This is a genomic window from Pseudomonas sp. 2, assembly GCF_056627435.1.
Genome location: NZ_JBWXNG010000016.1, coordinates 91,010 through 117,551, shown reverse-complemented (window position 1 = coordinate 117,551; position 26,542 = coordinate 91,010). Strand labels below are relative to the sequence as shown.

Sequence of the window (26,542 nt, the reverse complement as noted above, 5' to 3'; positions counted from 1 at the left end):
TGATGAAAACCAATAATGGTCTGGACGTTTCGGCCCCTCTGCAAGATCTGCTGACGGTGGTGTTGCTCAGCCACAACCGGCCGGTTTACCTGCGCCGTGCGTTGGCGTTTTACAGCGCCCTGCAATGCCGCGTGCTGGTGCTGGACTCTTCCGCCAGCCCGCTGGAAAGTGCGGAAACCACGCTGCCGTCGGTGGATTATCGCCATGTGCCGGAGTACGGCTACTGGAGTTTCCAGACCAAAGTGGCCTACGGCATGACCCTCGTCCAGACGCCGTATACGGTGATGGCCTCCGACGACGATTTCATGGTGCATGCGGCCCTTCGTGACTCGGTCGCCTTCCTGCAAGCGCATCCTGACTATGGTTTTTGCCATGGTTACTGCCTGATGTACGTCACTGAGGGCAGTGGCGTACGGTACCTGCGCCGGGACAAGAAAGTGCGCGAAGACTACGACGATGAGTGCGCAGAAGACCGCGTGCTCTCGTACATGGGCCAGTATCTGCCGCCGTTCTACGCAGTGACCCGCACCCATCTGTTGCGCAGCTTCTTCGAAGTCATGTCCGATCGCGGCTTTGAGTGGATGGAAATCGGCCACGTGTTCTTCATGCTGTCCCAGGCAAAGGCCCGAGTATTGCCGGTGCCGTATGTGGTGCGTGAGACGGGGGTTGTGTCCTCGGATCACAAGACCAACGTGCTCGACAAGCTCGGCCACCTGGACCCCAAGACCGTGGCCGAGCGCGAGGCGTTTGCCGAGTTTCTGGGGGGGCTGCCTTCGCAGCTGACCCAGACCGACCCCCAGCTGCGCAAACAGTTTGCCCTCGATGCGTTCGACGCCATGGGGCAGGGATTGTCCAAGCGCCGGTCGCTGACCCTGGAGCCGCTCTTCGAGTCGGTCTGGAACTCGCCCGAAGGCGGGCCTACCCGTGTCTTCGGGCCGAACCAGTACGTCGAGATGCCGTTCTACAACCAGGGCTTTTTCGATCTGCTGAGTGAATACGAGTTCTTGCAACATGCCATGCCCACAGGCCGCAAGCAGTTGTGGGAGCTTGAGGGCGTATGGGTCAAACAGCAGGCCCTGATGCAGCTTCACCCCAACGATGTGCCGGAAACGGTCTTGAACCGTCTGTGGCAGGCCATGGAACTCAATCCGTTCAACCGCGAAGTGGTCAATGCGCTGGCTGAGGCACTGGGCACGCGCGCTGAATCGAACGAGGAGGATGTGCAGATGATCAACGCCTGGTCTGCACGTCTGGCCAGTGCACCTGAATACGATCATCGCAAGACCTTCGAGGCCATGCCGTCCGGTCGCCTGCTCAAATGGCTGGATGCCCGCAGCCCGAGTGCGGCCCAGAGCAGCGCCTTGAACCAGCGTCTGGCCCAGGCCGGGGTGAGCCCGCAATTCGGTTTGTTCCTGCTGAATCTGGACGACGACATGAAGCGCTTGCAAGTGACACTCGACAGCTTGGTCGAGGGCCATTGCAAGGCTTTCAAGGTGGTGATTTTCACCACGGGCGAGCCCCCCGCGGCCACAGTGGTCAACAACACCCTGCACTTCGTGAAGGTGAGCAAGGGCAACTGGGTCGACAAGCTCAACCAGATGGTTCGCCAGACCTCATGCGACTGGGTCCTGCTGGCCCAGGTCGGCGATGTGTTCACCCCCGGTGGCCTGCTGCGCGCCAGCCTTGAGCTGCAATCGGCGCCCGGGATCCGTGCGGTGTCTGTCGACGAGATTCAACAGAACGAATCAGCGGCGCTGGAACACGTTCTTCGCCCCGGCTTCAACCTGGACCTGCTGCTGAGCGTACCGGCATTGATGGCTCGCCACTGGCTGGTGCGTCGCGAAGTGTTGCTGGACGTGGGCGGCTACTCGGCCGATTTCTCCGATGCGCTGGAGTTCGACCTGCTGCTGCGCATCATCGAGCAGGGCGGCATGAGCGACCTTGCACACATGGACGAACCGCTGCTGGTGTGTGACGCCAGCAAACCACAGGAAAACGAACACGAACGGCTGGCCCTGATCCGTCATCTGGGCAATCGCGGCTACAAGGCACTGGTGAGTTCGGCGCAGCCTGGCACTTATCAGATCGACTATTGCCACAGCGAGCGCCCTACGGTCTCGATCGTTGTGCACGGTGTTCATTCGGTCAACGCCTTGCAGAACTGCGTCACCAGCATCGTTCAGCGGACCCGTTACCCGCTTTATGAAGTACTGCTGACCGTTGCGCCCGAGCAGGAGTCGGCCATCACTCAATGGCTGAGCCAGCAGAGCAACACGTTGAGCAAGGTTCGTGTGATCGCCAACCGCGACGGGCTGGCGCAGAACGCCTTGCTCAACTCGGTTGCCGCACAGGCGCGTGGCGAGTATCTGGTGCTTCTGGCGGGCGACAGTCAGGTGATCAGCCCGAACTGGATTGGCTCGTTGCTCAATCAGGGGCTGCGTCCGGAAGTGGGTGCGGTGGGCGCCAAACTCATAGATGAGGCGGGCAAAGTCACGCAGGCCGGCCTGATTCTGGGGTTCGAGGGTGGCGTGGCGACGCCGTTCACCGGCCTGGACAAGAACGAGGGCGGCTACATGTCCCGCGCCTGCCTGGAGCAGAATCTCTCGGCGGTTTCGGGTACTTGCATGATGGTGCGCAAATCGCTTTTCGACAGCGTCGGCGGGCTGGATGAAGAGCACTTCGCTCACGCGTTCGCCGATGTCGACCTGAGCCTGAAAATCGGGCAGACCGGACACCTGATCGTGTGGGCACCGCTGGTCCACATCCAGCACCCGGGCACCCTGGCGCACGACCCGGTCGCCTTGGCGGCTCTGCGCGAAAAATGGGCCGCTACCTTCGCTCAGGACCCGGCCTATAGCGCCAATCTTTCCAGCAGCGGTGAAGCGTACACACTGGGCGCTGCCAATGGCTCCATCTGGCAGCAATGGCTGGCGTAGCCGGTAAAGGTAAAGGACACCGTCATGTTCAACGGCAAATCAGTGTTCATCTCGGGGGCGACCGGCTCGTTCGGTCGCCAGTTCATCCGCACGCTGCTGGCGCGCTATCAGCCGCGGCGGGTCGTGGTGTTCTCCCGCGACGAGCTCAAGCAGTACGAAATGCAGCAGGAATTCAACGCGCCCTGCATGCGCTATTTCCTGGGCGACGTGCGTGACGCCGACCGCCTGGTGCAGGGCATGCGCGGCATCGACTACGTGGTCCATGCCGCAGCGCTCAAGCACGTGCCTGCGGCGGAGTACAACCCGACCGAGTTCATTCGCACCAACGTCAACGGCGCCGAGAACATCATCGCGGCGGCCATTGCCAATGGGGTGAAGAAGGTGGTGGCGCTGTCCACCGACAAGGCGGCCAGCCCGATCAACCTGTACGGCGCGACCAAGTTGCTGTCGGATAAACTGTTCGTGGCCGCCAACAACATCGGCGGCGAAGAGCAGACCCGCTTTGCCGTGGTGCGCTACGGCAACGTGGCCGGCTCGCGCGGTTCGATCGTGCCGTTCTTCAACAAGTTGATCGCCAGCGGCGCCAAGGAGCTGCCGATCACCGACCCGCGCATGACGCGGTTCTGGATCACCCTGGATCACGGCGTGGATTTCGTCATGCAGAGTTTCGAACGCATGCACGGCGGCGAAGTGTTCGTGCCGAAGATTCCGTCGGTGCGCATCGTCGACCTGGCCCAGGCCATGGCCGCCGATCTGCCGCACAAGCTGGTGGGCATTCGTCCGGGCGAGAAACTGCACGAGCTGATGGTGCCGCAGGATGACGCGCGCATGACCCTGGAATTCGACGATCACTACACCATCGTGCCGTCGATCCGCTTCAATAACGTCGACACCGATTTCGCCATCGATGCCACAGGCGCCAAGGGCCGTCCGGTGGCCGATGACTTCGAGTACCGCTCCGACACCAACCCGGACTTCATGTCGGTCAAGCAGATCGGTGACCTGCACGCAGATATCAAGCCATGATTCCTTACGGTCGACAGAGCCTGGATCAGGCCGATATCGACGCTGTGGTCGAGGTGTTGAAATCGGACTGGTTGACCCAGGGCCCGACCATCGAGCGCTTCGAAGCGGCGATGGCCGAGCGCTGTGAAGCGGCTTTTGGCGTTGCCGTGAGCAATGCCACGGCGGCGCTGCACATCGCCTGTCTGGCGGCCGGGCTGGGGGAGGGCGATGCGCTGTGGACCAGCCCCAACACCTTTCTGGCCTCGGCCAATTGTGGGCGCTACTGCGGCGCCGAGGTCGATTTCGTCGACATCGACCCGCTGACCTGGAACCTCGACGTCAAGGCGCTGGAGCACAAGCTGCGGGCGGCCGAACGCGTCGGCAAGCTGCCCAAGGTGTTGGTGGCGGTGGCATTTTCCGGGCAGAGCTGTGACATGCGGGCGATTGCCGAGCTGGCCAAGGCCTACGGCTTCATCGTCATCGAAGACGCTTCCCATGCCGTCGGCGCGCGTTATGCCGGGCGGCCGGTGGGCTGCGGCGCATTCGCCGACATGACCGTGTTCAGTTTCCACCCGGTGAAGATCGTCACCACCGGCGAGGGCGGGCTGGTGTTGACCAATCGCCCGGAACTGGCCGAGCGCCTGCGGCGGCTGCGCAGCCATGGCATGACCCGCGACCCGGCGCAGATGACCGAACCCAGCCACGGCCCCTGGTTTTACCAGCAGGTCGAACTGGGCTTCAATTACCGCATCACTGACATGCAGGCGGCGCTGGGGCTTTCCCAACTGGACAAGCTCGATGGCTTTCTCGCCCGTCGTCGTGAGCTGGCGGCGCGTTATCAGCAGTTGCTGGCGGACCTGCCGCTGGATTTGCCAACGCCGCAGGCCGAGGCCGAATCGGCCTGGCATCTTTATGTGGTGCGCTTGCACACCCCGCGCTTGACGTTGAGCCACCGCGAGGTCTTCGAAGGCTTGCGCGCGGCGGGGATCGGGGTCAACGTGCACTACATTCCGGTGCACCTGCAGCCCTACTACCGGGAGCTGGGATTCATCCCCGGCGACTTCCCCGAGGCCGAGGCCTACTACGCCCAGGCCATCAGCCTGCCGCTGTTTCCGGCCCTGACCTTCGAGCAACAAGACTTCGTGATCGAGCAGCTCAAGGGGCTGCTGATCGAACCGGATTGATGGATAGGCACCATGCGCGAACTGACTGAACAGGAACAATTCTGGCAAGGCGACTTCGGCGACCAGTACGTGGGACGCAATCAGGGCCAAGCGCTGATCGCGGCCAACCTGGCGTTGTTCACCAAGGCCCTGGGCCGGACCCAGCCGCTGGCCTCGCTGATTGAGCTGGGCACCAACACCGGCAACAACCTGCTGGCGCTGCGTCAATTGCTGCCGGCGTGTGAACTGGCGGGCGTGGAGATCAACGCTATGGCCCATGCACAGGCCCAGGCACTTGAAATTGCGCAGGTCTGGCACGGCTCGCTGTTCGATTTTCCCCGCGAGCGCCAGTTCGAACTGACGCTGAGCAAGGGCGTGCTGATTCACCTGGCCCCCGAGCTGCTGAGCCAGGCCTACGATCAGCTCTATCACCTGAGCTCACGCTATGTGCTGATCGCCGAGTACTACAATCGCTCGCCGGTCGAGGTCGCCTATCGCGGCAACAGCGGCAAGCTGTTCAAGCGCGATTTCGCTGGCGAGATGCTCGACCGTTTCCCTGACCTGCAACTGCTGGACTACGGTTTCGGCTACCACCGCGACCCGCAATTCCCGGTGGACGACATCACCTGGTTCCTCCTGGAAAAACGCCCGTGAGCGCCGTGGCGATCATCCCGGCCCGCGGTGGCAGCCAGCGGATTGCCCGCAAGAACCTGAAGCTGTTCAACGGCGAGCCGATGATCGCAGGCTCCATCCGCACCGCGCTGGCCGCTGGCGTGTTCGATGCGGTGGTGGTCAGCACCGATGACCCGGAAATCGCCGAGGTCGCCCGTGCCCATGGCGCGCAGGTGCCATTCATGCGCCCGGCGGAACTGGCCGACGCCTACACCGGCACCGCCAAGGTGATCGAACATGCCATCGGCGCGCTGGAGCAGCGCTTCGATTACACCTGCTGCATCTACGCTACCGCGCCTCTGCTGCAAGCACGCTTTCTGCGCCAGGGCCTGCGATTGCTCGAAGCCGCGCCTGACAAATCCTATGCGTTTTCGGTGTGCAATTTCGGCTTTCCGATTCAGCGCGCGCTGTTGATCGACGACAGCGGCGCGCTGCAATCCATGCACCCGGAATACCGCAACGTGCGCTCCCAGGACTTGCCCGTGGCCTATCAGGACGCCGGGCAATTCTACTGGGGCCGCAGCGAGGCCTGGCTGCGCGGCGATATGCTGTTTTCCCAGGTGAGCCTGCCGGTGATCCTGCCCCGGCATCTGGTGCAGGACATCGACACCGAGGAAGACTGGCTGCGTGCCGAGTACCTCTACGCCGCGCTCAAGGCGGGCGGGGAACTCGAGCCATGAGAGTGCTGATTCGCGCCGACGCTTCGATCGCTATCGGCAGCGGCCACATCGCTCGCTGCCTGACCCTGGCCGAGGTGCTGCGCAAGGAATGCGCCGAGGTGGTGTTCGCCTGTCGGCAACTGCCGGGGCATCTGCTGCAACGGCTGGCGGATCAAGGTTACGTCGCTCACGGGCTGCCAGAGCGGTACGCCGAAGAGCAGAGCAGCGGCGATATCGAAGCATTCCTGCCGTGGCGGGCCGACATCGATGCTTTGGCACTGGCGTTGAAGGATGAATCTGGGTTCGACTGGCTGATCGTCGATCATTACGGCCTGGATGCGCGCTGGGAGCAGGCGGCGCGGCAGTTCGCCGAGCGCTTGATGGCCATCGACGATCTGGCCAACCGGCCCCATGCCGTGGACGTGCTGCTCGACCAGAATTACAGCGCCCAGGCGCAGGATCGGCCGTACGCGCAGTGGGTCGATGCCGGCTGCCGCACCTTCCTCGGCCCGCACTTTGCGCTGATGCGCGACGAGTTCCGTTGCGACGCCATCGCCATCAAACCCCGGGTCAAGCGGGTGCTGGTCAACTTCGGTGGCTTCGATGCGGCGCGACAGGTTCACGCCACGATGTTGGCGCTGCAAGGTTTTGACGATCTCGAAGTGGACTTCGTCGCCGGGCTGCACAATCCCGAATGGGACGCCATGACCCAGCTTGCGCAGTCGCATCCGAACTGGCGGTTGCACACGCTGGTCAGCGATTTCATCGGCCTGATGCGCGAGGCCGATTTGTTCATTGGCGCCGGTGGCGGCACGACCTGGGAGCGCGCCGCGCTGGGGTTGCCGACGATCTGCATTTCGGTGGCCAACAACCAGCAGCTCAATGCGCAGCTGATGGCGGACGCGGGCGCGCACCTGTATCTGGGCGCTCATGAAAACCTCGACCCGCAGCGGCTGGTACTGGCCATCGCAGCGCTGCGTGACGATCAGGAACTGCGTCGCAGCTTCGCCCTGCATTCCCGCGCGCTGGTCGATGGCAATGGCGCCCGGCGGCTGGCGGTGGCCCTGATGGCGCCGTTGCTGGAGTTGCGTCGGGCCAGCGAGCTGGACGCAAGCCTGCTGTTCGAAGGCCGCAATGCCGCCCACGTGCGGCGCTTCTCGTTCAATGCGGATCTGATCGACTGGGACGGCCATGTGGCCTGGCTGGCGCGCAGCCTGGCCGACCCCCAGCGCCTGATCCTGATCGCCGAAACGCCCCGGGAGCCGATCGGTGTGCTGCGCTACGATCTTGAGGGGCAGACGGCTGAGATCTCTCTCTATCTGTTCGAGGGGCAGACCGGTGTGGGTTGGGGGCAGGCCCTGCTCGACAGCGGCGAGCGCTTCGTGCGCAGGCACTGGCCGCAGGTCCGCCTGATCAGCGCGCAGATCATGGCCGAGAACGCAGCGTCCCTGACTCTTTTTCACAAGGCCGGTTATGCGAAGACCGGTCAGCATTACCAGCGAGTGATCCGCGATGAATAGCTTCAAGATCGGTTCAAGAACCATCGGCGCCGATGCGGCGCCTTTCGTCATCGCCGAGATGAGCGGCAACCACAACCAGTCGCTGGACCAGGCGCTGCGCATCGTCGAAGCCGCCGCCAGGGCCGGCGCCCACGCGCTCAAGCTGCAAACCTACACCGCCGAGACCATGACCCTGGACATCAGCGAGGGCGAGTTCTTCATCAAGGACCCGGACAGCCTGTGGGCGGGGTCGTCGCTGTATTCGCTGTACGAGAAGGCCCACACACCCTGGGAATGGCACGCACCGATTTTCGAGCGGGCGAAAGAGTTGGGCATGCTGGCGTTCTCCACGCCGTTCGATGAGACGGCGGTGGACTTTCTCGAAAGCCTCGACGTACCGGCGTACAAGATCGCCAGTTTCGAAAACACTGACATCCCGCTGATCCGCAAAGTGGCCGCCACCGGCAAGCCGATGATCATTTCCACCGGCATGGCCAGCATTGCCGAACTCGACGACAGCGTGCGTGCCGCGCGCGAGGCCGGGTGCAAGGACCTGGTGTTGCTCAAGTGCACCAGTACCTATCCGGCGTCGCCTGCAAACAGTCACATTCGGACTATCCCGCATCTGGCCGAGCTGTTTGGCTGTCAGGTGGGGCTGTCCGATCACACCATGGGCGTGGGGGTGTCGGTGGCTGCGGTGGCGATGGGGGCCACGGTGATCGAGAAGCACTTCACGCTGGACCGGGCGGACGGTGGTGTGGATGCCAGTTTTTCGCTGGAGCCTGCGGAGATGGCCAGCCTTGTGGTCGAGACCGAGCGGGCCTGGCAGGGGCTGGGGCAGGTGCGCTATGGCGCGACGGTGGCGGAGCAGAAGTCGCTGGTGTTTCGGCGTTCGCTTTATGTGGTCCGGGATATGGCGGCGGGGGAGGTTTTTACGCCGCACAATGTGCGGGCCATTCGACCTGGCCTGGGGTTGGCGCCCAAGCATATCGATGCGGTGATCGGGCGTCGGGCTCGGGTTGCTGTCAAGCGGGGGACGGCGTTGAAGTGGGATGTTGTTGAGTGACTTGTGTGGGTTTGATCGAGATCAAGGTCAAGATCAAGATCAAGATCAAGAGCGCTCTTCCTAACGTCAGATCTGTTTCGACTTCGTCGAGTTACTTGGAAAGGACCCCCAAGTAACCAAGGGGTCTTGCTCCTGGTTTGGGTCCTCCTTCGTCGGACTACCTTCATTCCGGTCCCGCTCCGTGGGCCCGGCGCGAATGGGCCATCCATGGCCCCGCGCCTCGCGCGGCATCCTGCCGCTTGGCCCACTCCACGAGACCTCCATTCAGCCTGCACCCAAGTCGCGTTTTTTGGTGTTTGTGAGAATTGCGCACGAAGATCAAAAGCAACGGCAACGGCAACGGCAACGGCAACGGCAACGGCAACGGCAACGGCAACGGCAACGGCAACGGCAACGGCTGATGTTGTGCGATCTGCTTTTGATTCTGCCCGGAGGGCGTGGGAGCAAGCTTGCTCGCGATCTGGCGCGCAGCGGCAGCAAATCCATACACCTTGGCCATGTCAGACACACCGCATGCACAGGTTTTGCTGCCGGTTCCCGGCAGATCGCCGGCAAGCCGGGCTCCTACGCCCTCCGGGCAGAATCAAGAGCAAACCGCGTCCAGCCCAATCTTGCTCTTGCTCTTGCTCTTGCTCTTGCTTTTGATCTTCATGCGCGATAGCCCAGACACCACAAAACGCGACTTGGGTGCAGGCCGAACGGAGGCGATGTGGAGTGGGCCAAGCGGCAGGATGCCGCGCGAGGCGCGGGGCCATGGATGGCCCATTCGCGCCGGGCCCACGGAACATCGCCGGAGAGAGGGTACCCCGACGAAGGAGGGGCCAAACCAGGAGCAGGACACCTTGGTTACTTGGGTGTCTTTTCCAAGTAACTCGACGAAGTCGAAACAGATCTGACGTTAGGAAGAGCGCTCTTGATCGTGATTTGACGAAGTCGAAACAGCTCTGGCGTTAGCCAGAACAAAGGTCAGCAGGACCACCGCAAACGCACCCGCTGATACCAGAGCGATGCGTCAAAACATCGAGAACCCAGACCCACACCCCCATGACACCATCATGTCAATCCCCTGTCCGAAACGCATTTCACCCTTGCACAGCACCGACCGGTCAGCTAAAAGCTTGTAAAACTTTTGGTGACCTGCGAGTCATAACGGGCATCTTCAATGTATCGTGCTTGCAGGTAATGAAAGCATCAGGCTGATTCCACAGCGATTCCGGACAGCCCGCTGCCTTCGCATTTGCCATTTATTTCGGCCTCAAGCCCCGGATTTCAATGCCCCGCCCATAAGGCGTCGGGTGATGTTCAGCAGTTTTCAATTGGGAAGCCATGATGATTGGCATTAAAAGCATAGCGAGTTACGTGCCTGCAGCCGGCGTCGACAATTACGCGCAGGGTGCCAAATTCGGGAAGGATGAAGATTTCATCCTTGGCAAGATCGGTTCTGCTTTTCTGCCGCGCAAGGACGACACACAGGAAACCTCCGACCTGTGCGTCGAAGCCGCCAACCAGCTGTTCGCCAACAACCCCGAGCTGTCCCGTGAAGCGATCGACGTGGTCATCGTCGTCACCCAGAACGGTGACGAAGAAGGCCTGCCGCACACCGCTGCCATCGTTCAGCACAAACTGGGCCTGCCGACCCACGTCGCCGCGTTCGACATTTCTCTCGGGTGCTCGGGCTACGTTTACGGCATCTACGCGATCAAGGGCTTCATGGAAGCCGCGGGCCTGAAGAACGGCCTGCTGATCACCGCCGACCCGTATTCCAAGATCGTCAGCCCCGAAGATCGCAACACCACCATGCTCTTCGGCGATGCCGCCACCGCCACCTGGATGGGTGAAGACGCCGCCTGGCAGCTGGGCAAGTCCAAGTTCGGCACCGACGGTTCGGGCGCCGAGTTCCTCAAGACCATCAACGGCGAGTTCTACATGAACGGTCGTCAGGTGTTCAATTTCGCGCTGGTCAAGGTGCCTGCGCACCTGAACGAACTGCTCACTGACTCGGGCCTGCAGTCGTCCGATATCGACGCGTTCTGCATTCACCAGGGCAGCGCCGCCATCGTCGACGCCGTGGCGCGCCGCTTCGAAGACGGCAGCAACCCGGAGAAGTTCGTCAAGGACATGCTCGAGACCGGCAACACCGTCTCTTCGAGCATCCCGTTGCTGCTGGAAAAGCATCTGGCCAACGCCAGCTGGAAACGCGTGGCCATTTCGGGCTTCGGCGTAGGCTTGTCGTGGGGATCGGCGATCATTTATCGTCCCTGAACCCTGCGTCAGTCAAAACGGCGACACTGAACTTCAGGTCGCCGTTTTTTTATCCCTCACGTTTGCCAAGGACCGCTGCCATGAGCGAGATTTTCCAGCGCAACTTCGCGATCCTCGAACAGCGCTGGCCCGATGTCGCCCAGCGGCTGTCGCGCGAAGACGCCGACGCCGTGCCGGCGCAGTTGCTCGAAGGCCAAGGTTCGACCCTGAGCATCGCCGGCATTCAGCTGACCAGTCGTCACGACCGGGTGGCCGAAGCGCAGCTGCAAGCCGCAAGCCTGCCCGCGGACAGCCAGAGCGTTCATCTGTACGGCACCGGCCTGGGCGACTTTCAGCGAGTCGCGCTGACGTCGTCTGCGCTTGAAAGCCTGCACGTACATATCCTCAACGGCGCGATCTTCGCCCTGGTGCTGCGCCTGCTTGAGCAGGATGACTGGCTGAGCGATCCTCGCGTCCATCTGGCGTACGCCGATGCCCGGGCGGAAATCCAGCTGCCGTTCTTCGCGCTGCCCGCCGAGCTGGTGCTGGCCGAAGACGCCAGCGCGCGGATTCGCGACCGGCTGGTGAGCGAGATTCACCTGAGCTTCAACAATCGCGAGTTCTCGCCGCAGCACCCCGACAATATCCTTCACCTGGAGCAGGGCAGGGCGCTGCTGCAGGGTGACACCGATGTTGGTGAGCTGTTCGGCACACAACCCGGTCGCGATGTTTTCGTGATCGCCACTGGCCCCAGCCTGCAGCGGCACTTGCCGCGCCTCAAGCAACTGAACCAGGCCAGTGAACGGCCCCTGTTCATTTGCGTCGACACGGCGCTGGTGCCGTTGAGCCGCGAAGGGATCCGCCCGGACCTGGTGGTCAGCATCGATCACAACATCACCCAGCGCCACCTGCCCGCGGATGCCAGCGCAGGCCTGCCGCTGGTCTACCTGCCAAGGCTCAGCGCCGAACTGCTCAGCGCCTGGCAGGGCCCGCGCTACGTGGGGTATTCGTCGAGCCCGATGTACGCCGAGATTCGCAAGGCCATCCCCAGGGCCGAGCTGTTCGTGGCGGGCAGCGTCATTCACCCGGCCATCGACCTGGCCGTGAAAATGGGCGCCGCGCGCATCACCCTGTTTGGCGCCGATTTCGCCTTTCCCGGCGACAAGACGCACACCGGCTGGCAGGACGGCGAGCTGGGACCGCAGATGAATATCGCCAGGCACTGGGTGCACGATGGCCGCGGCAACAAGGTCAAGACTCAGCTCAATTTCCGCAGCTACTTGATCGAACTTGAGCGCTATATCACCCTGCACCCCGAGGTGGAATTCCTCAACACCAGCCGCGACGGCGCACTGATCGCGGGCACCCGATTCGACTCCGACTGGACCTTCGCATGATGGCGACCATTGCTCATATTGACGACATCCAGCGTTGCGCCCGGCTGTTTCGACTGGGGCGAGACATCGAAGCGGCGTTGCTCATGGTGGATGTCGTGGACGCGACCGTCTCGCTCTTTTCTGCACGCAGCCAGATCGAGCAGGCCCAACTGGCCACGGTCATGGGTGCGATACTGGACTGTCAGGAGCGGCAGGACTGGCTGGGTGTCGCCGACGCACTGCAGTACGAACTGGCACCCCTGATGGAAAATCCCCCGGCAGACCGGGTTTCGCCATGAGTCTTTTTTTCGGATTACAGGTATGAGCAGCAAGCTGGACATCGTTGTACTGGGCCGTGACGGGCTGTTGGATTACACCTGCCGGCAGATCGCCCAGGCATTGCCCGACGGGCGCGACCGGCATGTGCGCACGGTCATCGATCAGCATCTGGACGAGGCGCTGGCACGTACCCAGCGTTGTGCCAATGCGATCAAGGCATGGGTACCTGATCAGTTCAACTACCTGCATTCCACCCAGTATTGCCACTATCTGTATTTTCTCGCCAACACCATCTGGCGCGAGTCTGGCGACACGGAAGTGCCCACGAAGTTGTTTCTGCTCAACAAGATGCTCAACGGCCTGGACCTGTTCTACGAAATTGCCATGCCGGACATCTTTCTGATCGGCCACAGCACCGGCATCGTTTTCGCCAAGGCGACTTATGGCAACTACCTGATGGTCCATCAGAACGTGACCGTGGGCAAAAACCACGGCGTAGCGCCTGTTCTGGAAGAGGGCGTGCTGCTGTACCCCAACGCGGTGGTGATCGGCGGCTGCCACATTGGAAAAGAAGCCGTTATCGCCCAGGGCGTCAGCGTGATCAACCAGGATGTCGCACCCGGCTGCATTGCGTTCAATGACAGCGGGCGAGGGTTGATCCAGAAACCGGCGAAGCGACGGATCATCGAGGATTTCTTCAGGCTCTGAAATTCCCGCACGCAGCGCATGATATTTCCAATCGTCGAATAGTTAAGGAATAGTCCTACAGAATTTTGCCAGTCATAAGTTTCAACGGCCCGAGTGGGCCGTTTTTTTTGGTTTTTTTTAAGTTTCGTCTTTTTAAGGAGTTAGCGAATTAATCCCCCTACAGTTGTCGTGATGGCGCGGCTTTGAATGCCGGTAAGTTGTTAAAGCCAGAGGGGCGGTCGTCGATAACGAAACTGTAGGTTTTCCGGGAGAAATGGACTTCCCCGCTTTTTGAAAACCTGCCGTTTCTATCAACGAGGGAATTCAAAATGGCTTTGACTGTAAATACCAATATTGCGTCGCTGTCTATCCAGACCAAGCTCAACCGAGCCAGCGATGCGCTCAGCACGTCCATGAGCCGTCTGTCATCGGGGTTGCGCATCAATAGCGCTAAGGATGATGCCGCTGGTTTGCAGATTGCGACCATGATGACCAGTGAAATACGAGGGCAAGCGGTAGCCCTGAGAAATGCCAGTAATGGTGTGTCCATGGCGCAGGCAGCAGAAGGGGCTCTTGATCAACAGGCTACTATCCTCATTCGAATGAAAGAGTTGGCTATTCAAGCGCGTGATGATACTAACGGCTCTGTGCAGCGCAAGGCATTGAACGCTGAGTTCATAAAGATGAGTTCTGAACTGACTCGGATTGCAGAAAGTACCAAGCTCAATGGCCGCGCATTACTGGATGGCACTGCCGGCTCAATGGAGTTGCAGATCGGCACTGAGACAACTTCGGCAGATCGAATCACATTGGTGCTGAGCGACAAGTTCGATGCTGTATCGTTGGGCGTTGATTCCGGGGTGCTGTCATTATCTGGCGCCACTGTCGATGAGGCGCACACCAATGCCGATACCGCCATGTCGGCTATCAACGCCGCGCTCTCTCTGGTGACCTCCACGCGGGCGGATCTAGGGGCTGCACAGAACAGACTGACGGCGACGGTCGCCAACCTGCAAAGCATGCGGGAAAACACTGAAGCAGCACGGGGCCGGGTTCAGGACGTCGACTTCGCCGCCGAAACCGCTGAACTCACCAAACAACAAACCCTCCAGCAAGCCTCGACCGCCATCCTGGCACAGGCCAATCAGCTGCCATCGGCGGTCCTGAAGCTGCTCCAGTAACGATTTTCCACCCGCAATTGCAGCACAAGCCGTGCACGACGCAGGTCGTGCACGGTATTCAAATCGTTGGTAATCAACGGGTTAACGATGTGATTAAAGCTTTCGCAAGGTGCGCCGAAACGCTGTGTATCCCCCGTCAAAAGCAGGGGTGGCGCTCTGGTGGCAAAAAATTTTCAAAAGCCCCTAAAGCTCCTTGCAGATACGACGATAAACATTACGAAGGTTCTCTAGGCCACACCCGGCGGTTGCCAGGGCCGGATAGCCGCAGCACCCAACCAACGAGGAATTCATCATGGCTTTAACCGTTGCTACCAACACTACTTCCCTGGCCGTTCAGAAAAACCTGAGCCGCGCTTCTGACGCTCTGTCGACTTCCATGACCCGTCTGTCCTCGGGCCTGAAAATCAACAGCGCAAAAGACGACGCCGCTGGTCTGCAGATCGCCACTCGCGAAACTTCGCAAATCCGTGGTCAGACTGTAGCTATCAAGAACGCCAACGACGGTATCTCGATCGCTCAGACCGCTGAAGGCGCTCTGCAAGAATCGACCAACATCCTGCAACGTATGCGTGAACTGGCTGTTCAGGCCCGTAACGGTACCAACAGCTCGGCTGACCGTGACGCTCTGCAAAAAGAATTCGTTCAGATGCAGTCGGAACTGGACCGTACCGCGGGTTCGACCAACCTGAACGGCAAGAACCTGCTGGACGGTTCGGCTGGCACCATGACTCTGCAAGTAGGTGCAGACACCGGTTCCGCCAACCACATCGACATCGTGCTGAGCAGCAAGTTTGACTCCGCTTCCCTGTCCGCAGGCAGCGGTACCATCGCGATCTCCGGCACCAGCGCCACCTTCGCCGCTAGCGTGGACAACGCTATCACCGCGATCGACGCTGCAATCGCCAAGATCGGTACCACCCGTGCCGACCTGGGTGCTGCTCAAAACCGTCTGTCGAGCACCATCTCGAACCTGCAGAACATCGTGGAAAACACCACTGCTGCACAAGGCCGTGTACAAGACACCGACTTCGCAGCTGAAACCGCCAACCTGACCAAGCAGCAGACTCTGCAACAGGCTTCCACCGCTGTTCTGGCCCAGGCTAACCAACTGCCTTCCGCTGTACTGAAACTGCTTCAGTAATATCGGAATGAGTTTTGGCGGGGGAGTGTGCTTGCGTACTCTCCCGCCTTTTTACTTTGAGAGGTAAGTGGACATGGACATGACCGCCAAGCTGAACCTGTCTTACGCTGCTGTACAACCTGTACCCGCGGTCGCGGACAAGCCCGCTGTCACCCCTCAGCAAACCGTTGCGCCTGTGGCAGACACTGCAAAGGCCGATACGGATGCAAGTAAAGACTCCCATTCCAAAAGTGACCCAGACGCATTGAAAGCTGCAGTCCAGGAAATCGAGAAGTTCGTTCAGTCGGTGCGCCGCAATCTGGAGTTCTCCATCGATGAGGCTTCGGGCAAGGTCGTCGTGAAAGTGATTGCCAGTGAAACCGGCGAGGTCGTGCGGCAGTTGCCGTCGGCAGAGGCGCTTAAAATCGCGGACAGCCTGCAGAACGCACACAGCCTGTTGTTCGACGCAAAAGTGTAAGTGGCATGAAACGTGAACGCGGTACTTTTGAGCCACTGCGCAGTCAAAAGTCCGACTCAAACTGAAGGGAGATACTCATGGCTAGTCCAATCACTCCATCCACCGGCCTTGGATCGGGCTTGGCGATCGGAGATATCGTTACTGCTCTGGTCAATGCCGACAAGCTGGCCAAGCAAACGCAAATCACCGCACAGACCAAGCTGGTCACCACCAAACTGTCCGGGATCGGTACCCTGCAGTCTGCCGTGGCTGCCTTCCAGACGGCTCTGAAAACCTTGGGCGACAAGGACAACCCTGCCTTCAATGGCTATGCCGCCAAGTCTTCCGACGAAACCAAACTGACCGTCAAATCCGACAACAATGCGGTGCCGGGCAGTTACACGATCAAAGTCGACAACATTGCGACCAGTTCCAGTGTCGCCACTGCTGCCTTTTCCGGCGGTACTGCCAGTGCCATTCCGAGTGGGAATCTGACCATCACTCAAAATGGCATTTCCAAAAGCTATACGATTCCCGATGGCGCCACCCTGGCATCGGTCGTCAAACAGATCAACGCTGATACCGACACCACCAAGATCAGCGCGAACATCATCACCGACGCCAACGGCTCGCGTCTGGTGCTGGGTTCGACCACTACCGGTGCCGGCTCCGATATCACCACCAGCAGTGATATCAGCGGTTTTACCATCAATGCCAACACCAAGCTGGACTCGACGTCGGCGACCTCGGCCGGCTATATCGGCAAGCAGGCCGTGGATGCGTCTCTGACGATCAACGACCTGCCGATCACCAGCAAAAGCAACACGCTGGACTCGACCGTGGGCGGCATGACCATGACGCTGGTCGCCCAGGGTACTTCGACCGTCACCGTCGACACCAACACCGACGGCCTGAAAACCTCGCTGCAGTCATTCATCACTGCCTACAACGCGGTGGTTTCTGCCGTGTCGACCGTCACCAAGGCGACCATCAGCTCGACACCCGACCCAACCACCGGCGCCACCGTGACCCCGGCTGCGCTGACCGGTGACTCGATGCCGCGTTCGATTCTGTCGGCGATGCGCAACGAGCTGGTAACCACGGGCGCTGCGGGCAACCTGTCGGTGCTGTCGCAACTGGGTATCACCACCTCGCAGACAGACGGCACCCTGTCGCTGGATGAGGCCAAGTTCAAGGCGGCGATGGACAAAGGGCTTGCCGGTGACGTGCAGCAGATGTTCAGCGGTACCACCGACAGCAACGGCCTGCTGGCGCGGATGAATGCGGCGCTCGATCCGTACACCCAGACCGGCGGGATGTTCGACACTCGCAAAACCAGCCTGAACACTCAGCAGAACGATTTGCTGGATCAGCAGGCGGCCCTCGATCTGCGGGTCAGCAAACTGACCGACAGCCTGACTGCCAAATACAACGCCATGGACTTGTTGGTCGGGCAGTTGAAGGCGTCGGCGTCCAGCATCACGTCGTTCTTCGACTCGCTGAACGCACAAAAATCCAGCTGATGCTTGACTGAAAAACCAGGACCCGGCCAAAGTGCCGGGTTTTTGGCATCTGGGCCTAAAGTTATTCCAGAGGCCGTCGATACCCTGAATATAGAAACTTCAAGTGGTGTGAGGTAAGTACATGAACCGGATGGCAGCCCTTCGGCAGTATCAGAAGGTCAATTCACACGCGCAGACCGCCGTCGCGACGCCGCACCGTCTGGTGCAGATGCTGATGGAAGCCGGCCTTGACCGCATTGCCCAGGCCAAGGGCGCCATTGATCGCAAGGACATTCCTGCCAAGGGCGTGCTGATCGGCAAGGCCATCGAGATCGTCGGTGGCCTGCGCGAGGGGCTGGACATGGAGAAGCAGGCCGAACAGCTGGCTCACGTCGACAACCTGTACGTTTACATGATGCGGCGTCTGGCTGAGGCCAACATCAAGACCGATCCGAAAATTCTGGATGAAGTCAGCGGTCTGTTGACTACCGTGAAGGAAGGTTGGGACGCCATTGGCGAACAGCCACCTGTGCTGCCTGCGCTGTAAGAGGAAATCACCATGAGTGCTGCACTCAAGCGAATCGAAGAAACCCGCGAAGCCCTGGTCGGTGCCCTGGCCGAACGCGATTGGGAAGCCATTGGCAAGCTCGATCTGGCCTGCCGTGCCTGCGTTGAAGAGGTCATTCGCGAGGCTAACGACGACGAGCCGCAATTGCGCAGCAATCTGGAAGAGTTGTTGGGGGTGTATCGGCAGTTGATCGACGTCGCGGTGGGCGAGCGTCAGGCAATTGTCGATGAAATGTCGCAGATCCAGCGAGCAAAAAGCGCCGCCAAGGTATACCATCTGTTCGGTTGACGCTTGGTTGATCGAAAAAAATTGTGCGCCATTAATTTGACTGTGTACGGTTTTTTGACTTAACTAGTGATGTTCACTAATTTCTGGTTCATGCAGTGCTCATCTGATGATGCATGAAGCCAAGCTTGCCCCTGAGCGGGCATCGAGTTGACTAGGGAAGTTGCTATTGCATGTGGCGTGAAATCAAGATTCTGCTGATCGATGACGATAGCCAGCGCCGCCGTGATATGGCGGTCATTCTGAATTTCCTCGGCGATGAGAACCTCTCCTGCTCCAGCACTGACTGGCAGCAAGTGGTAGGCGCTCTGGCGTCCACTCGGGAAGTCCTTTGCGTGCTGGTTGGCACCGTGAATGCTCCGGGCAGTCTCCAAGGGCTGCTTAAGACCATCGCAGCATGGGATGAGTTCCTTCCTGTCTTGCTGATGGGCGAAAATTCTTCGGTTGACCTTGCCGAAGACCTGCGTCGGCGCGTGCTTTCCACCGTCGAAATGCCGCCCAGCTACAGCAAACTGCTGGATTCGCTGCACCGTGCCCAGGTCTATCGTGAAATGTACGATCAGGCCCGCGAGCGTGGTCGCCAGCGCGAACCCAACCTGTTCCGCAGCCTGGTCGGCACCAGCCGTGCCATCCAGCACGTGCGCCAGATGATGCAGCAAGTGGCCGACACCGACGCCAGCGTGCTGATTCTTGGCGAGTCGGGCACCGGCAAGGAAGTGGTCGCGCGCAACCTGCATTACCATTCCAAGCGGCGTGACGCGCCCTTCGTGCCGGTCAACTGCGGCGCGATCCCGGCAGAGCTTCTGGAAAGTGAACTGTTCGGCCACGAGAAGGGCGCCTTCACCGGTGCGATCACCAGCCGGGCAGGGCGTTTCGAACTGGCCAACGGCGGCACGCTGTTCCTCGATGAAATCGGTGACATGCCGCTGCCGATGCAGGTCAAGCTGCTGCGCGTGCTGCAGGAGCGCACCTTCGAGCGCGTGGGCAGCAACAAGACCCAGAGCGTCGATGTGCGCATCATCGCGGCGACCCACAAGAACCTCGAAGACATGATCGAGACGGGAGGCTTTCGCGAAGACCTGTACTACCGCCTGAACGTGTTCCCGATCGAAATGGCGCCGCTGCGTGAGCGCGTGGAAGACATTCCGCTGCTGATGAACGAGCTGATTTCGCGCATGGAGCACGAGAAGCGCGGTTCGATCCGTTTCAACTCGGCAGCGATCATGTCGCTGTGCCGTCACGGCTGGCCGGGCAACGTTCGCGAGCTGGCCAACCTGGTCGAGCGCATGGCGATCATGCACCCGTACGGCGTGATCGGCGTGGCCGAACTGCCGAAGAAATTCCGTTACGTCGACGACGAAGACGAGCAATTGGTCGACAGCCTGCGCAGCGATCTGGAAGAGCGCGTTGCCATCAACGGCCACACGCCGAATTTCGCCAACAGCGCGATGCTGCCGCCCGAAGGCCTGGATCTGAAGGACTACCTCGGTGGCCTGGAGCAGGGCCTGATCCAGCAGGCGCTGGACGATGCCAACGGTATCGTGGCGCGGGCGGCTGAACGTTTGCGCATCCGCCGCACCACGCTGGTCGAGAAGATGCGCAAGTACGGCATGAGCCGTCGCGAAGGCGATGATCAGGGCGACGACTGACGCTCGATTGACGCGCCAAAAACAAACCGCTGATTATTCAGCGGTTTTTTTTCGGCACGAGGATTGCTAAGTCTCTTGCAACATACCGTTTAACTGACGGTTCGCCACGCGAGAGATCATTTATGTCCCAGGCCGCTCCGATGTCTTCCAAACCTGCAACGCCAGCGGGTTTGCAAGTGCAGCCGTCCCCGGAATTGGAAAGTCGACAAGGGTTGGAGCAGGCGTTTGCCCTGTTTAACCAGGTGTCGGCGCAATTGACGGATTCCTACAGCCTGCTGGAAGCGCGGGTCACCGAGCTCAAGGGCGAGCTGGCGGTGGTCAGCGACCAGCGCATGCAGGAACTGGCGGAAAAAGAGCGCCTGGCCAACCGCCTGCAGAACCTGCTGGACCTGCTGCCCGGCGGCGTGATCGTCATCGACGCCCACGGCATGGTCCGTGAAGCCAACCCGGCAGCGCTGGACATGCTCGGTGAGCCGCTGGTGGGCATGCTCTGGCGCCATGTCATCACCCGCTGCTTCGCCCCGCGCGAAGACGACGGCCACGAAATCTCCCTGAAAGACGGCCGTCGCCTGTCGATCTCCACCCGTTCGCTGGACGCAGAACCTGGCCAACTGGTGCTGCTCAACGACCTGACTGAAACCCGCCACCTGCAAAGCCAGCTGGCGCGCCACGAGCGCTTGTCGTCGCTGGGGCGCATGGTTGCCTCGCTTGCACATCAGATTCGCACGCCGCTGTCGGCAGCGATGATTTACGCCAGCCATTTGACCGAGCAGGCCTTGAACACCGAAACCCAGCAGCGTTTCGCTGGGCGCCTGAAAGAGCGTCTGCACGAGCTGGAGCATCAGGTGCGCGACATGCTGGTGTTCGCCCGTGGCGAGTTACCGTTGACCGATCGCGTGACGCCGGCCGGCCTGATCGGCGCGCTGGAATCGGCGGCGCAGACCCATGTGCGCAATGCCGCCGTGCGCTGGCAGTGCGACAGCCTCGAGGGCGAGCTGCTGTGCAACCGCGACACGCTGGTCGGTGCGCTGCTCAATCTGGTCGAGAATGCCGTGCAGGCCAGTTCAGGGGCTGCGCGCATCAAGGTGCACGTCTACGACCGCGGCAGCACCCTGCGCCTGTGCATCAGTGACAACGGCAGTGGCATCGACGCTGCCGCCCTGGCCCGCATCGGCGAACCCTTCTTCACCACCAAGACCACGGGCACGGGCCTGGGGCTGGCGGTGGTCACGGCGGTCGCCCGGGCTCACCAGGGCCAGGTGCAATTCCGTTCGCGTCCGGGGCGCGGCACCTGTGCCATCGTCTCCTTGCCGCTGGTTCCGGGTGCTGGCAGTGCAGGCTGTGCTCCGGCCGAGGCAGAGGAAAGCCAATCATGACGATCAAGGTGTTGCTGGTCGAGGACGACCATTCCCTGCGCGAAGCGCTGGGCGAAACCCTGGAGCTGGCCGGCCACGATTACCAGGCCGTCGGCTCCGCCGAAGAGGCTTTGCTGGCAGCGGGGCAGGCGTCGTTCAGCCTGGTGGTCAGTGACGTCAACATGCCCGGCATGGACGGCCATCAGTTGCTCGGTCAGCTGCGCAGTCGCTACCCGCAGTTGCCGGTGCTGTTGATGACCGCCCACGGTTCGGTGGATCGCGCAGTGGACGCCATGCGTCAAGGCGCGGCCGATTACCTGGTCAAACCGTTTGAGCCCAAGGCACTCCTGGCGCTGGTGGCGCGGCATGCGCTGGGGCGCCTGGGGCCGGCTGATGGCGAAGGGCCGGTGGCGGTCGAGCCTGCCAGCCTGCAGTTGCTCAATCTGGCCAGCCGCGTGGCCAAAAGCGATTCCACGGTGCTGATTTCCGGCGAGTCAGGCACCGGCAAGGAAGTGCTGGCGCGCTTCATTCATCAGCAGTCGCCACGGGCAGGCAAGCCGTTCATTGCCATCAACTGCGCGGCGATCCCGGACAACATGCTCGAAGCCACGCTGTTCGGTCACGAGAAGGGTTCGTTCACCGGCGCCATTGCGGCCCAGCCGGGCAAGTTCGAGCAGGCCGACGGCGGCACCATTCTGCTCGATGAGATTTCCGAAATGCCCATGGGCCTGCAGGCCAAACTGCTGCGGGTTCTGCAGGAGCGTGAAGTCGAACGCGTCGGTGCGCGCAAGCCCATCGCGCTGGACATCCGCGTGCTGGCCACCACCAACCGCGACCTGGCCGGTGAAGTAGCAGCAGGGCGCTTCCGTGAAGACCTGTTCTATCGCCTGTCGGTGTTCCCGCTGGCCTGGCAGTCGCTGCGGCAGCGTCCCGCCGACATTCTGCCGCTCGCCGAGCGCCTGCTGGCCAAGCACGTCAATAAAATGAAGCACGCGCCGGTGAGCCTGTCCCCTGAGGCGCAAAAGTGCCTGGTGGGCTACAGCTGGCCGGGCAATGTGCGCGAACTGGACAACGCCGTGCAGCGCGCACTGATCCTGCAGCAGGGTGGGGTGATCCAGGCCGAAGACTTCTGCCTGGCCGGGCCGATCGGCTTTGCTCAGGTGTCGGTGGCTGCGCCCGTGCTTCAGGTTTTGCCGACGCTGCCGACAACGCCGGGTGTCATGGAAACGTCGCCGGAAGCGGCGGGCGGTGAAGTGGCCGGCGCGTTGGGGGAAGATCTGCGTCGTCGCGAGTTCCAGATGATCATCGACACCCTGCGTGCCGAGCGCGGCCGGCGCAAGGAAGCCGCGGAACGGCTGGGTATCAGCCCTCGTACATTGCGCTACAAGCTGGCGCAGATGCGTGATGCGGGGATGGATGTGGAAGGGTATCTGTTCGCCTCTTGAGTTTTAAGTATTCCCCCGTAGCAGCACGGCTTGCCGGCGGGGCGGTGTGTCAGTCGACATCTTCGTCGCAGACAGATCGTCCCGCCGGCAAGCCGTGCTGCTACGAGGGCAAGAATCTTGATCTGTAACCACCCCAATACTTTCATGAAAAGCTGGCACAGTGCCGCCATTGGTCTGGCATCGTTGTTGCTACTACATGGGTAACCGCTGAATCGGTGTCAAAAATTTGCGGCCCTTTTAAGAGAGAAGTCCATGAGCCAGGGTGTTGAATTTAATCGCTTGATGTTGGACATGCGTTCCATGCAGATGGACGCAATGGCCAAGCCCAAAGCCATCGATGCGCCACAGCAGGCGGGTGCGACCAGTTTTTCCGACATGCTCGGCATGGCCGTGAACAAGGTCAATGACACCCAGCAGGCCGCCAGTTCGCTGGCGAACGCCTTCGAGATGGGCAAGAGCGGCGTGGATCTCACCGAAGTGATGATTTCCTCGCAGAAAGCCAGCGTTTCGTTTCAAGCGCTGACCCAGGTACGCAACAAGCTGGTTCAGGCGTACCAAGACATCATGCAAATGCCGGTTTGAGGACGATTTAAGTCATGGCTGAAGCCGTCGCCGATAACGTACCCGCCAAAGCGGGTGCGACAGGAAGCAAGCCGCCGATGTTCGGCCTGGCGTTCCTGCAAAATCTGTCCGAGATGACCATGCTGCGGCAGGTCGGCCTCATGGTCGGTCTGGCTGCCAGCGTGGCGATTGGTTTTGCCGTCGTGCTCTGGTCGCAACAGCCGGACTACAAGCCGCTGTATGGCAGCCTGTCGGGCATGGACACCAAGCAGGTCATGGACACCCTGGCCCAGGCTGACATCCCGTACACCGTCGAGCCGAACTCCGGTGCCTTGCTGGTCAAGTCCGAAGACCTGTCCCGTGCCCGCATCAAACTGGCCGGTGCCGGCATCGCGCAGAACGACGGCAACGTCGGCTTCGAGATCCTGGACAAGGACCAGGGCCTGGGCACCAGCCAGTTCATGGAAGCAACCCGCTATCGTCGCGGCCTGGAAGGCGAGCTGGCGCGGACCATTTCGGCCCTGAACAACGTCAAGGCCGCCCGCGTTCACCTGGCGATTCCGAAAAGCTCGGTCTTCGTGCGTGACGACCGCAAGCCGACCGCTTCGGTGCTGGTCGAGCTGTACGCCGGTCGCAGCCTGGAGCCGGGTCAAGTCATGGCCATCGTCAATCTGGTGGCGACCAGTGTTCCGGAACTGACCAAATCCCAGGTCACCGTGGTCGACCAGAAAGGCAACCTGCTGTCCGATCAGGCGGAAAATTCCGAGCTGACCATGGCCGGCAAGCAGTTCGACTACACCCGTCGCATGGAAAGCATGCTCACCCAGCGCGTGCAGAACATCCTGCAGCCGGTGCTGGGCAACGATCGTTACAAGGCAGAAGTTTCCGCAGACGTCGACTTCAGCGCCGTGGAATCCACCGCTGAAAGCTTCAACCCTGACCAGCCTGCGCTGCGCAGCGAGCAGACCACCAACGAACAACGCTCCAGCAGCAGCGGCCCGCAAGGCGTGCCCGGTGCGCTGAGCAACCAGCCGCCTGGCCCGGCTACCGCGCCGCAAACCACCGGCGGTGCTGCTGGCGGTGCTGCCGGCCCGATCGCCCCTGGCCAGCCGCTGCTGGACGCCAACGGTCAGCAGATCATGGACCCGGCCACCGGTCAGCCGATGCTGGCGCCGTACCCGACCGACAAGCGTAACCAGTCGACCAAGAACTTCGAGCTGGACCGTTCCATCAGCCATACCAAGCAGCAGCAGGGCAAGATCAATCGCCTGTCGGTTGCGGTCGTGGTCGACGATCAGGTCAAGGTCAACCCGGCCAATGGCGAAACCACCATGGTGCCGTGGACCGCCGACCAACTGGCGCGCTTCACCCGTCTGGTGCAGGACGCCGTGGGCTTCGATGCCGCCCGTGGCGACAGCGTGAGCGTGATCAACGTGCCGTTCTCCACCGACCGTGGCGAAGTCATTCCAGATGTTGCGTTCTATCAGCAGCCGTGGTTCTGGGACATCGTCAAGCAGGCGATGGGCGTGATCTTCATCCTCGTGCTGGTGTTCGGCGTGCTGCGTCCGGTGCTGAACAACATCACCAACCCGAAAGGCAAGCATGGCGACGGCGACGTCGAACTGGGCGGCATGGTCGGCCTGGATGGCGAGCTGGCCAACGACCGCGTCAGCCTGGGCGGTCCGCAAAGCATTCTGCTGCCTAGCCCCACCGAGGGTTATGACGCGCAGCTCAACGCAATCAAGAGTCTGGTAGCCGAAGATCCGGCCCGGGTGGCTCAGGTCGTCAAAGAGTGGATCAACACAGATGAGTGAGACACGTGCAGCGGTCAAACTGAGCCGCGTAGACAAGGCCGCGATTCTGCTGCTCACCCTGGGTGAGACGGACGCTGCGCAGGTGCTGCGCCACATGGGCCCCAAAGAGGTCCAGCGTGTGGGCGTGGCCATGGCGCAGATGCGCAACGTGCACCGCGAACAGGTTGAGCAGGTGATGGGCGAGTTCGTCGACCTGGTCGGCGATCAGACCGGCGTCGGCATCGGCTCCGACGGCTACATCCGCAAAATGCTCACCCAGGCCTTGGGCGAGGACAAGGCCAACGGCCTGATCGACCGGATTCTGCTGGGCGGCAACACCAGTGGTCTGGACAGCCTCAAGTGGATGGAACCGCGCGCCGTCGCGGACGTCATTCGCTACGAGCACCCGCAGATCCAGGCCATCGTCGTCGCCTATCTGGACGCCGACCAGGCCGGTGAAGTGCTCGGCCACTTCGACCACAAGGTGCGCCTGGACATCATCCTGCGCGTCTCGTCGTTGAACACCGTACAACCGGCGGCGCTCAAGGAACTGAACCAGATTCTGGAGAAGCAGTTCTCGGGCAACGCCAACACCTCGCGGACCACACTGGGCGGTATCAAGCGTGCGGCGGACATCATGAACTTCCTCGACAGTTCGGTCGAAGGCCAGCTCATGGATTCGATCCGCGAAGTGGACGAAGACCTCTCGACCCAGATCGAAGACCTCATGTTCGTCTTCAACAATCTGGCCGACGTCGACGACCGCGGCATTCAGGCCTTGCTGCGCGAAGTCTCCTCCGATGTGCTGGTACTGGCACTCAAGGGCTCGGACGACGCGATCAAGGAAAAGATTTTCAAGAACATGTCCAAGCGTGCTGCCGAACTGCTACGCGACGACCTGGAAGCCAAGGGCCCGGTTCGCGTCAGCGACGTCGAGGCGGCCCAGAAAGAAATCCTCACCATTGCCCGTCGTATGGCGGAGGCCGGGGAGATCGTTCTCGGCGGCAAGGGTGGCGAGGAAATGATTTAACAGCAGGTGCAGT

The 26,542-nt window shown here is 61.2% G+C and carries 23 protein-coding genes; all 23 read left to right on the top strand.

Features of this window, described 5'->3' with window-relative positions; all coding sequences use genetic code 11:
• Nucleotides 1-2: 2 nt before the first annotated feature.
• The 23 genes from AC1MEK_RS23335 (at nt 3) to fliG (ending at nt 26,529) form a co-directional block, all read left to right on the top strand.
• Nucleotides 3-2,936, top strand: coding sequence for a TIGR00180 family glycosyltransferase (locus AC1MEK_RS23335; protein ID WP_480398640.1), 2,934 nt, complete (start codon nt 3-5; stop codon nt 2,934-2,936).
• A gap of 24 nt (nt 2,937-2,960) precedes the next feature.
• Nucleotides 2,961-3,962 carry a UDP-N-acetylglucosamine 4,6-dehydratase (inverting) gene (gene pseB / locus AC1MEK_RS23330; RefSeq protein ID WP_480398639.1) on the top strand — a complete coding sequence of 334 codons (1,002 nt, stop codon included), beginning with the start codon at nt 2,961-2,963 and terminating at the stop codon, nt 3,960-3,962.
• Nucleotides 3,959-5,125, top strand: coding sequence for a UDP-4-amino-4,6-dideoxy-N-acetyl-beta-L-altrosamine transaminase (pseC, locus tag AC1MEK_RS23325; RefSeq protein ID WP_480398638.1), 1,167 nt, complete (start codon nt 3,959-3,961; stop codon nt 5,123-5,125). The genes pseB and pseC overlap by 4 nt, the downstream gene beginning before the upstream one ends.
• 12 nt (nt 5,126-5,137) lie before the next feature.
• Nucleotides 5,138-5,758, top strand: coding sequence for a pseudaminic acid biosynthesis-associated methylase (locus AC1MEK_RS23320; protein ID WP_480398637.1), 621 nt, complete (start codon nt 5,138-5,140; stop codon nt 5,756-5,758).
• Nucleotides 5,755-6,456 (top strand): pseudaminic acid cytidylyltransferase, encoded by a 702-nt coding sequence (pseF, locus tag AC1MEK_RS23315; RefSeq protein ID WP_480398636.1) that lies wholly within the window; start codon nt 5,755-5,757, stop codon nt 6,454-6,456. Before AC1MEK_RS23320 ends, pseF begins: the two co-directional genes overlap by 4 nt.
• Nucleotides 6,453-7,955 (top strand): UDP-2,4-diacetamido-2,4,6-trideoxy-beta-L-altropyranose hydrolase, encoded by a 1,503-nt coding sequence (gene pseG, locus AC1MEK_RS23310; RefSeq protein ID WP_480398635.1) that lies wholly within the window; start codon nt 6,453-6,455, stop codon nt 7,953-7,955. Before pseF ends, pseG begins: the two co-directional genes overlap by 4 nt.
• Complete coding sequence (gene pseI / locus AC1MEK_RS23305; protein ID WP_480398634.1) at nt 7,948-9,000, top strand: pseudaminic acid synthase; 1,053 nt, start codon at nt 7,948-7,950, stop codon at nt 8,998-9,000. Before pseG ends, pseI begins: the two co-directional genes overlap by 8 nt.
• Before the next feature lie 1,329 nt (nt 9,001-10,329).
• Nucleotides 10,330-11,262: a ketoacyl-ACP synthase III gene (locus tag AC1MEK_RS23300; protein ID WP_480398633.1), complete on the top strand. Its 933-nt coding sequence runs from the start codon at nt 10,330-10,332 to the stop codon at nt 11,260-11,262.
• A gap of 80 nt (nt 11,263-11,342) precedes the next feature.
• Nucleotides 11,343-12,638, top strand: coding sequence for a motility associated factor glycosyltransferase family protein (locus tag AC1MEK_RS23295; RefSeq protein WP_480398632.1), 1,296 nt, complete (start codon nt 11,343-11,345; stop codon nt 12,636-12,638).
• Complete coding sequence (locus AC1MEK_RS23290; RefSeq protein ID WP_480398631.1) at nt 12,635-12,916, top strand: hypothetical protein; 282 nt, start codon at nt 12,635-12,637, stop codon at nt 12,914-12,916. The genes AC1MEK_RS23295 and AC1MEK_RS23290 overlap by 4 nt, the downstream gene beginning before the upstream one ends.
• A gap of 22 nt (nt 12,917-12,938) precedes the next feature.
• Entirely contained in the window at nt 12,939-13,604 is a 666-nt protein-coding gene (locus AC1MEK_RS23285) for an LbetaH domain-containing protein (protein ID WP_480398630.1), read from the top strand.
• A gap of 308 nt (nt 13,605-13,912) precedes the next feature.
• Nucleotides 13,913-14,764: a flagellin domain-containing protein gene (locus AC1MEK_RS23280; protein ID WP_480398629.1), complete on the top strand. Its 852-nt coding sequence runs from the start codon at nt 13,913-13,915 to the stop codon at nt 14,762-14,764.
• 292 nt (nt 14,765-15,056) lie between these two features.
• Nucleotides 15,057-15,905, top strand: coding sequence for a flagellin domain-containing protein (locus tag AC1MEK_RS23275; RefSeq protein WP_480398628.1), 849 nt, complete (start codon nt 15,057-15,059; stop codon nt 15,903-15,905).
• A 73-nt stretch (nt 15,906-15,978) separates the two neighbouring features.
• On the top strand, nt 15,979-16,362 hold the full coding sequence (locus tag AC1MEK_RS23270) for a flagellar protein FlaG (protein ID WP_480398627.1): 384 nt from the start codon (nt 15,979-15,981) through the stop codon (nt 16,360-16,362).
• A gap of 77 nt (nt 16,363-16,439) precedes the next feature.
• The gene (fliD, locus tag AC1MEK_RS23265) at nt 16,440-17,864 is read left to right on the top strand and encodes a flagellar filament capping protein FliD (RefSeq protein WP_480398626.1); all 1,425 of its coding nucleotides are present in this window, start codon (nt 16,440-16,442) and stop codon (nt 17,862-17,864) included.
• 121 nt (nt 17,865-17,985) lie between these two features.
• A complete protein-coding gene (gene fliS, locus AC1MEK_RS23260) occupies nt 17,986-18,390 on the top strand; it encodes a flagellar export chaperone FliS (protein ID WP_480398625.1) in 405 nt (134 codons plus the stop codon).
• Between the two features lie 12 nt (nt 18,391-18,402).
• Complete coding sequence (gene fliT, locus AC1MEK_RS23255) at nt 18,403-18,699, top strand: flagellar protein FliT (protein WP_480398624.1); 297 nt, start codon at nt 18,403-18,405, stop codon at nt 18,697-18,699.
• Between the two features lie 170 nt (nt 18,700-18,869).
• A complete protein-coding gene (fleQ, locus tag AC1MEK_RS23250; protein WP_274132370.1) occupies nt 18,870-20,345 on the top strand; it encodes a transcriptional regulator FleQ in 1,476 nt (491 codons plus the stop codon).
• Nucleotides 20,346-20,485: 140 nt separating this feature from the next.
• Nucleotides 20,486-21,721 (top strand): sensor histidine kinase, encoded by a 1,236-nt coding sequence (locus AC1MEK_RS23245; RefSeq protein WP_480398688.1) that lies wholly within the window; start codon nt 20,486-20,488, stop codon nt 21,719-21,721.
• Nucleotides 21,718-23,145, top strand: coding sequence for a sigma-54-dependent transcriptional regulator (locus AC1MEK_RS23240; RefSeq protein ID WP_480398623.1), 1,428 nt, complete (start codon nt 21,718-21,720; stop codon nt 23,143-23,145). Before AC1MEK_RS23245 ends, AC1MEK_RS23240 begins: the two co-directional genes overlap by 4 nt.
• Nucleotides 23,146-23,397: 252 nt before the next feature.
• Nucleotides 23,398-23,727 carry a flagellar hook-basal body complex protein FliE gene (gene fliE, locus AC1MEK_RS23235; RefSeq protein ID WP_480398622.1) on the top strand — a complete coding sequence of 110 codons (330 nt, stop codon included), beginning with the start codon at nt 23,398-23,400 and terminating at the stop codon, nt 23,725-23,727.
• Between the two features lie 14 nt (nt 23,728-23,741).
• Nucleotides 23,742-25,520 carry a flagellar basal-body MS-ring/collar protein FliF gene (gene fliF / locus AC1MEK_RS23230; protein ID WP_480398621.1) on the top strand — a complete coding sequence of 593 codons (1,779 nt, stop codon included), beginning with the start codon at nt 23,742-23,744 and terminating at the stop codon, nt 25,518-25,520.
• Nucleotides 25,513-26,529 carry a flagellar motor switch protein FliG gene (gene fliG, locus AC1MEK_RS23225; RefSeq protein WP_480398620.1) on the top strand — a complete coding sequence of 339 codons (1,017 nt, stop codon included), beginning with the start codon at nt 25,513-25,515 and terminating at the stop codon, nt 26,527-26,529. The genes fliF and fliG overlap by 8 nt, the downstream gene beginning before the upstream one ends.
• Nucleotides 26,530-26,542: the final 13 nt, after the last annotated feature.

What these genes read in the sequence shown, in the direction of transcription:
- AC1MEK_RS23285 (WP_480398630.1), top strand. Translation starts at nt 12,939, where the DNA reads ATGAGCAGCAAGCTGGACATCGTTGTACTGGGCCGTGACGGGCTGTTG.
- AC1MEK_RS23320 (WP_480398637.1), top strand. Translation starts at nt 5,138, where the DNA reads ATGCGCGAACTGACTGAACAGGAACAATTCTGGCAAGGCGACTTCGGC.
- AC1MEK_RS23335 (WP_480398640.1), top strand. Translation starts at nt 3, where the DNA reads ATGAAAACCAATAATGGTCTGGACGTTTCGGCCCCTCTGCAAGATCTG.
- AC1MEK_RS23270 (WP_480398627.1), top strand. Translation starts at nt 15,979, where the DNA reads ATGGACATGACCGCCAAGCTGAACCTGTCTTACGCTGCTGTACAACCT.
- pseI (WP_480398634.1), top strand. Translation starts at nt 7,948, where the DNA reads ATGAATAGCTTCAAGATCGGTTCAAGAACCATCGGCGCCGATGCGGCG.
- fliS (WP_480398625.1), top strand. Translation starts at nt 17,986, where the DNA reads ATGAACCGGATGGCAGCCCTTCGGCAGTATCAGAAGGTCAATTCACAC.
- AC1MEK_RS23240 (WP_480398623.1), top strand. Translation starts at nt 21,718, where the DNA reads ATGACGATCAAGGTGTTGCTGGTCGAGGACGACCATTCCCTGCGCGAA.
- fliE (WP_480398622.1), top strand. Translation starts at nt 23,398, where the DNA reads ATGAGCCAGGGTGTTGAATTTAATCGCTTGATGTTGGACATGCGTTCC.
- pseC (WP_480398638.1), top strand. Translation starts at nt 3,959, where the DNA reads ATGATTCCTTACGGTCGACAGAGCCTGGATCAGGCCGATATCGACGCT.
- fleQ (WP_274132370.1), top strand. Translation starts at nt 18,870, where the DNA reads ATGTGGCGTGAAATCAAGATTCTGCTGATCGATGACGATAGCCAGCGC.
- pseB (WP_480398639.1), top strand. Translation starts at nt 2,961, where the DNA reads ATGTTCAACGGCAAATCAGTGTTCATCTCGGGGGCGACCGGCTCGTTC.
- AC1MEK_RS23280 (WP_480398629.1), top strand. Translation starts at nt 13,913, where the DNA reads ATGGCTTTGACTGTAAATACCAATATTGCGTCGCTGTCTATCCAGACC.
- AC1MEK_RS23275 (WP_480398628.1), top strand. Translation starts at nt 15,057, where the DNA reads ATGGCTTTAACCGTTGCTACCAACACTACTTCCCTGGCCGTTCAGAAA.
- fliG (WP_480398620.1), top strand. Translation starts at nt 25,513, where the DNA reads ATGAGTGAGACACGTGCAGCGGTCAAACTGAGCCGCGTAGACAAGGCC.
- fliT (WP_480398624.1), top strand. Translation starts at nt 18,403, where the DNA reads ATGAGTGCTGCACTCAAGCGAATCGAAGAAACCCGCGAAGCCCTGGTC.
- AC1MEK_RS23290 (WP_480398631.1), top strand. Translation starts at nt 12,635, where the DNA reads ATGATGGCGACCATTGCTCATATTGACGACATCCAGCGTTGCGCCCGG.
- fliD (WP_480398626.1), top strand. Translation starts at nt 16,440, where the DNA reads ATGGCTAGTCCAATCACTCCATCCACCGGCCTTGGATCGGGCTTGGCG.
- AC1MEK_RS23245 (WP_480398688.1), top strand. Translation starts at nt 20,486, where the DNA reads ATGTCTTCCAAACCTGCAACGCCAGCGGGTTTGCAAGTGCAGCCGTCC.
- fliF (WP_480398621.1), top strand. Translation starts at nt 23,742, where the DNA reads ATGGCTGAAGCCGTCGCCGATAACGTACCCGCCAAAGCGGGTGCGACA.
- AC1MEK_RS23295 (WP_480398632.1), top strand. Translation starts at nt 11,343, where the DNA reads ATGAGCGAGATTTTCCAGCGCAACTTCGCGATCCTCGAACAGCGCTGG.
- AC1MEK_RS23300 (WP_480398633.1), top strand. Translation starts at nt 10,330, where the DNA reads ATGATTGGCATTAAAAGCATAGCGAGTTACGTGCCTGCAGCCGGCGTC.
- pseG (WP_480398635.1), top strand. Translation starts at nt 6,453, where the DNA reads ATGAGAGTGCTGATTCGCGCCGACGCTTCGATCGCTATCGGCAGCGGC.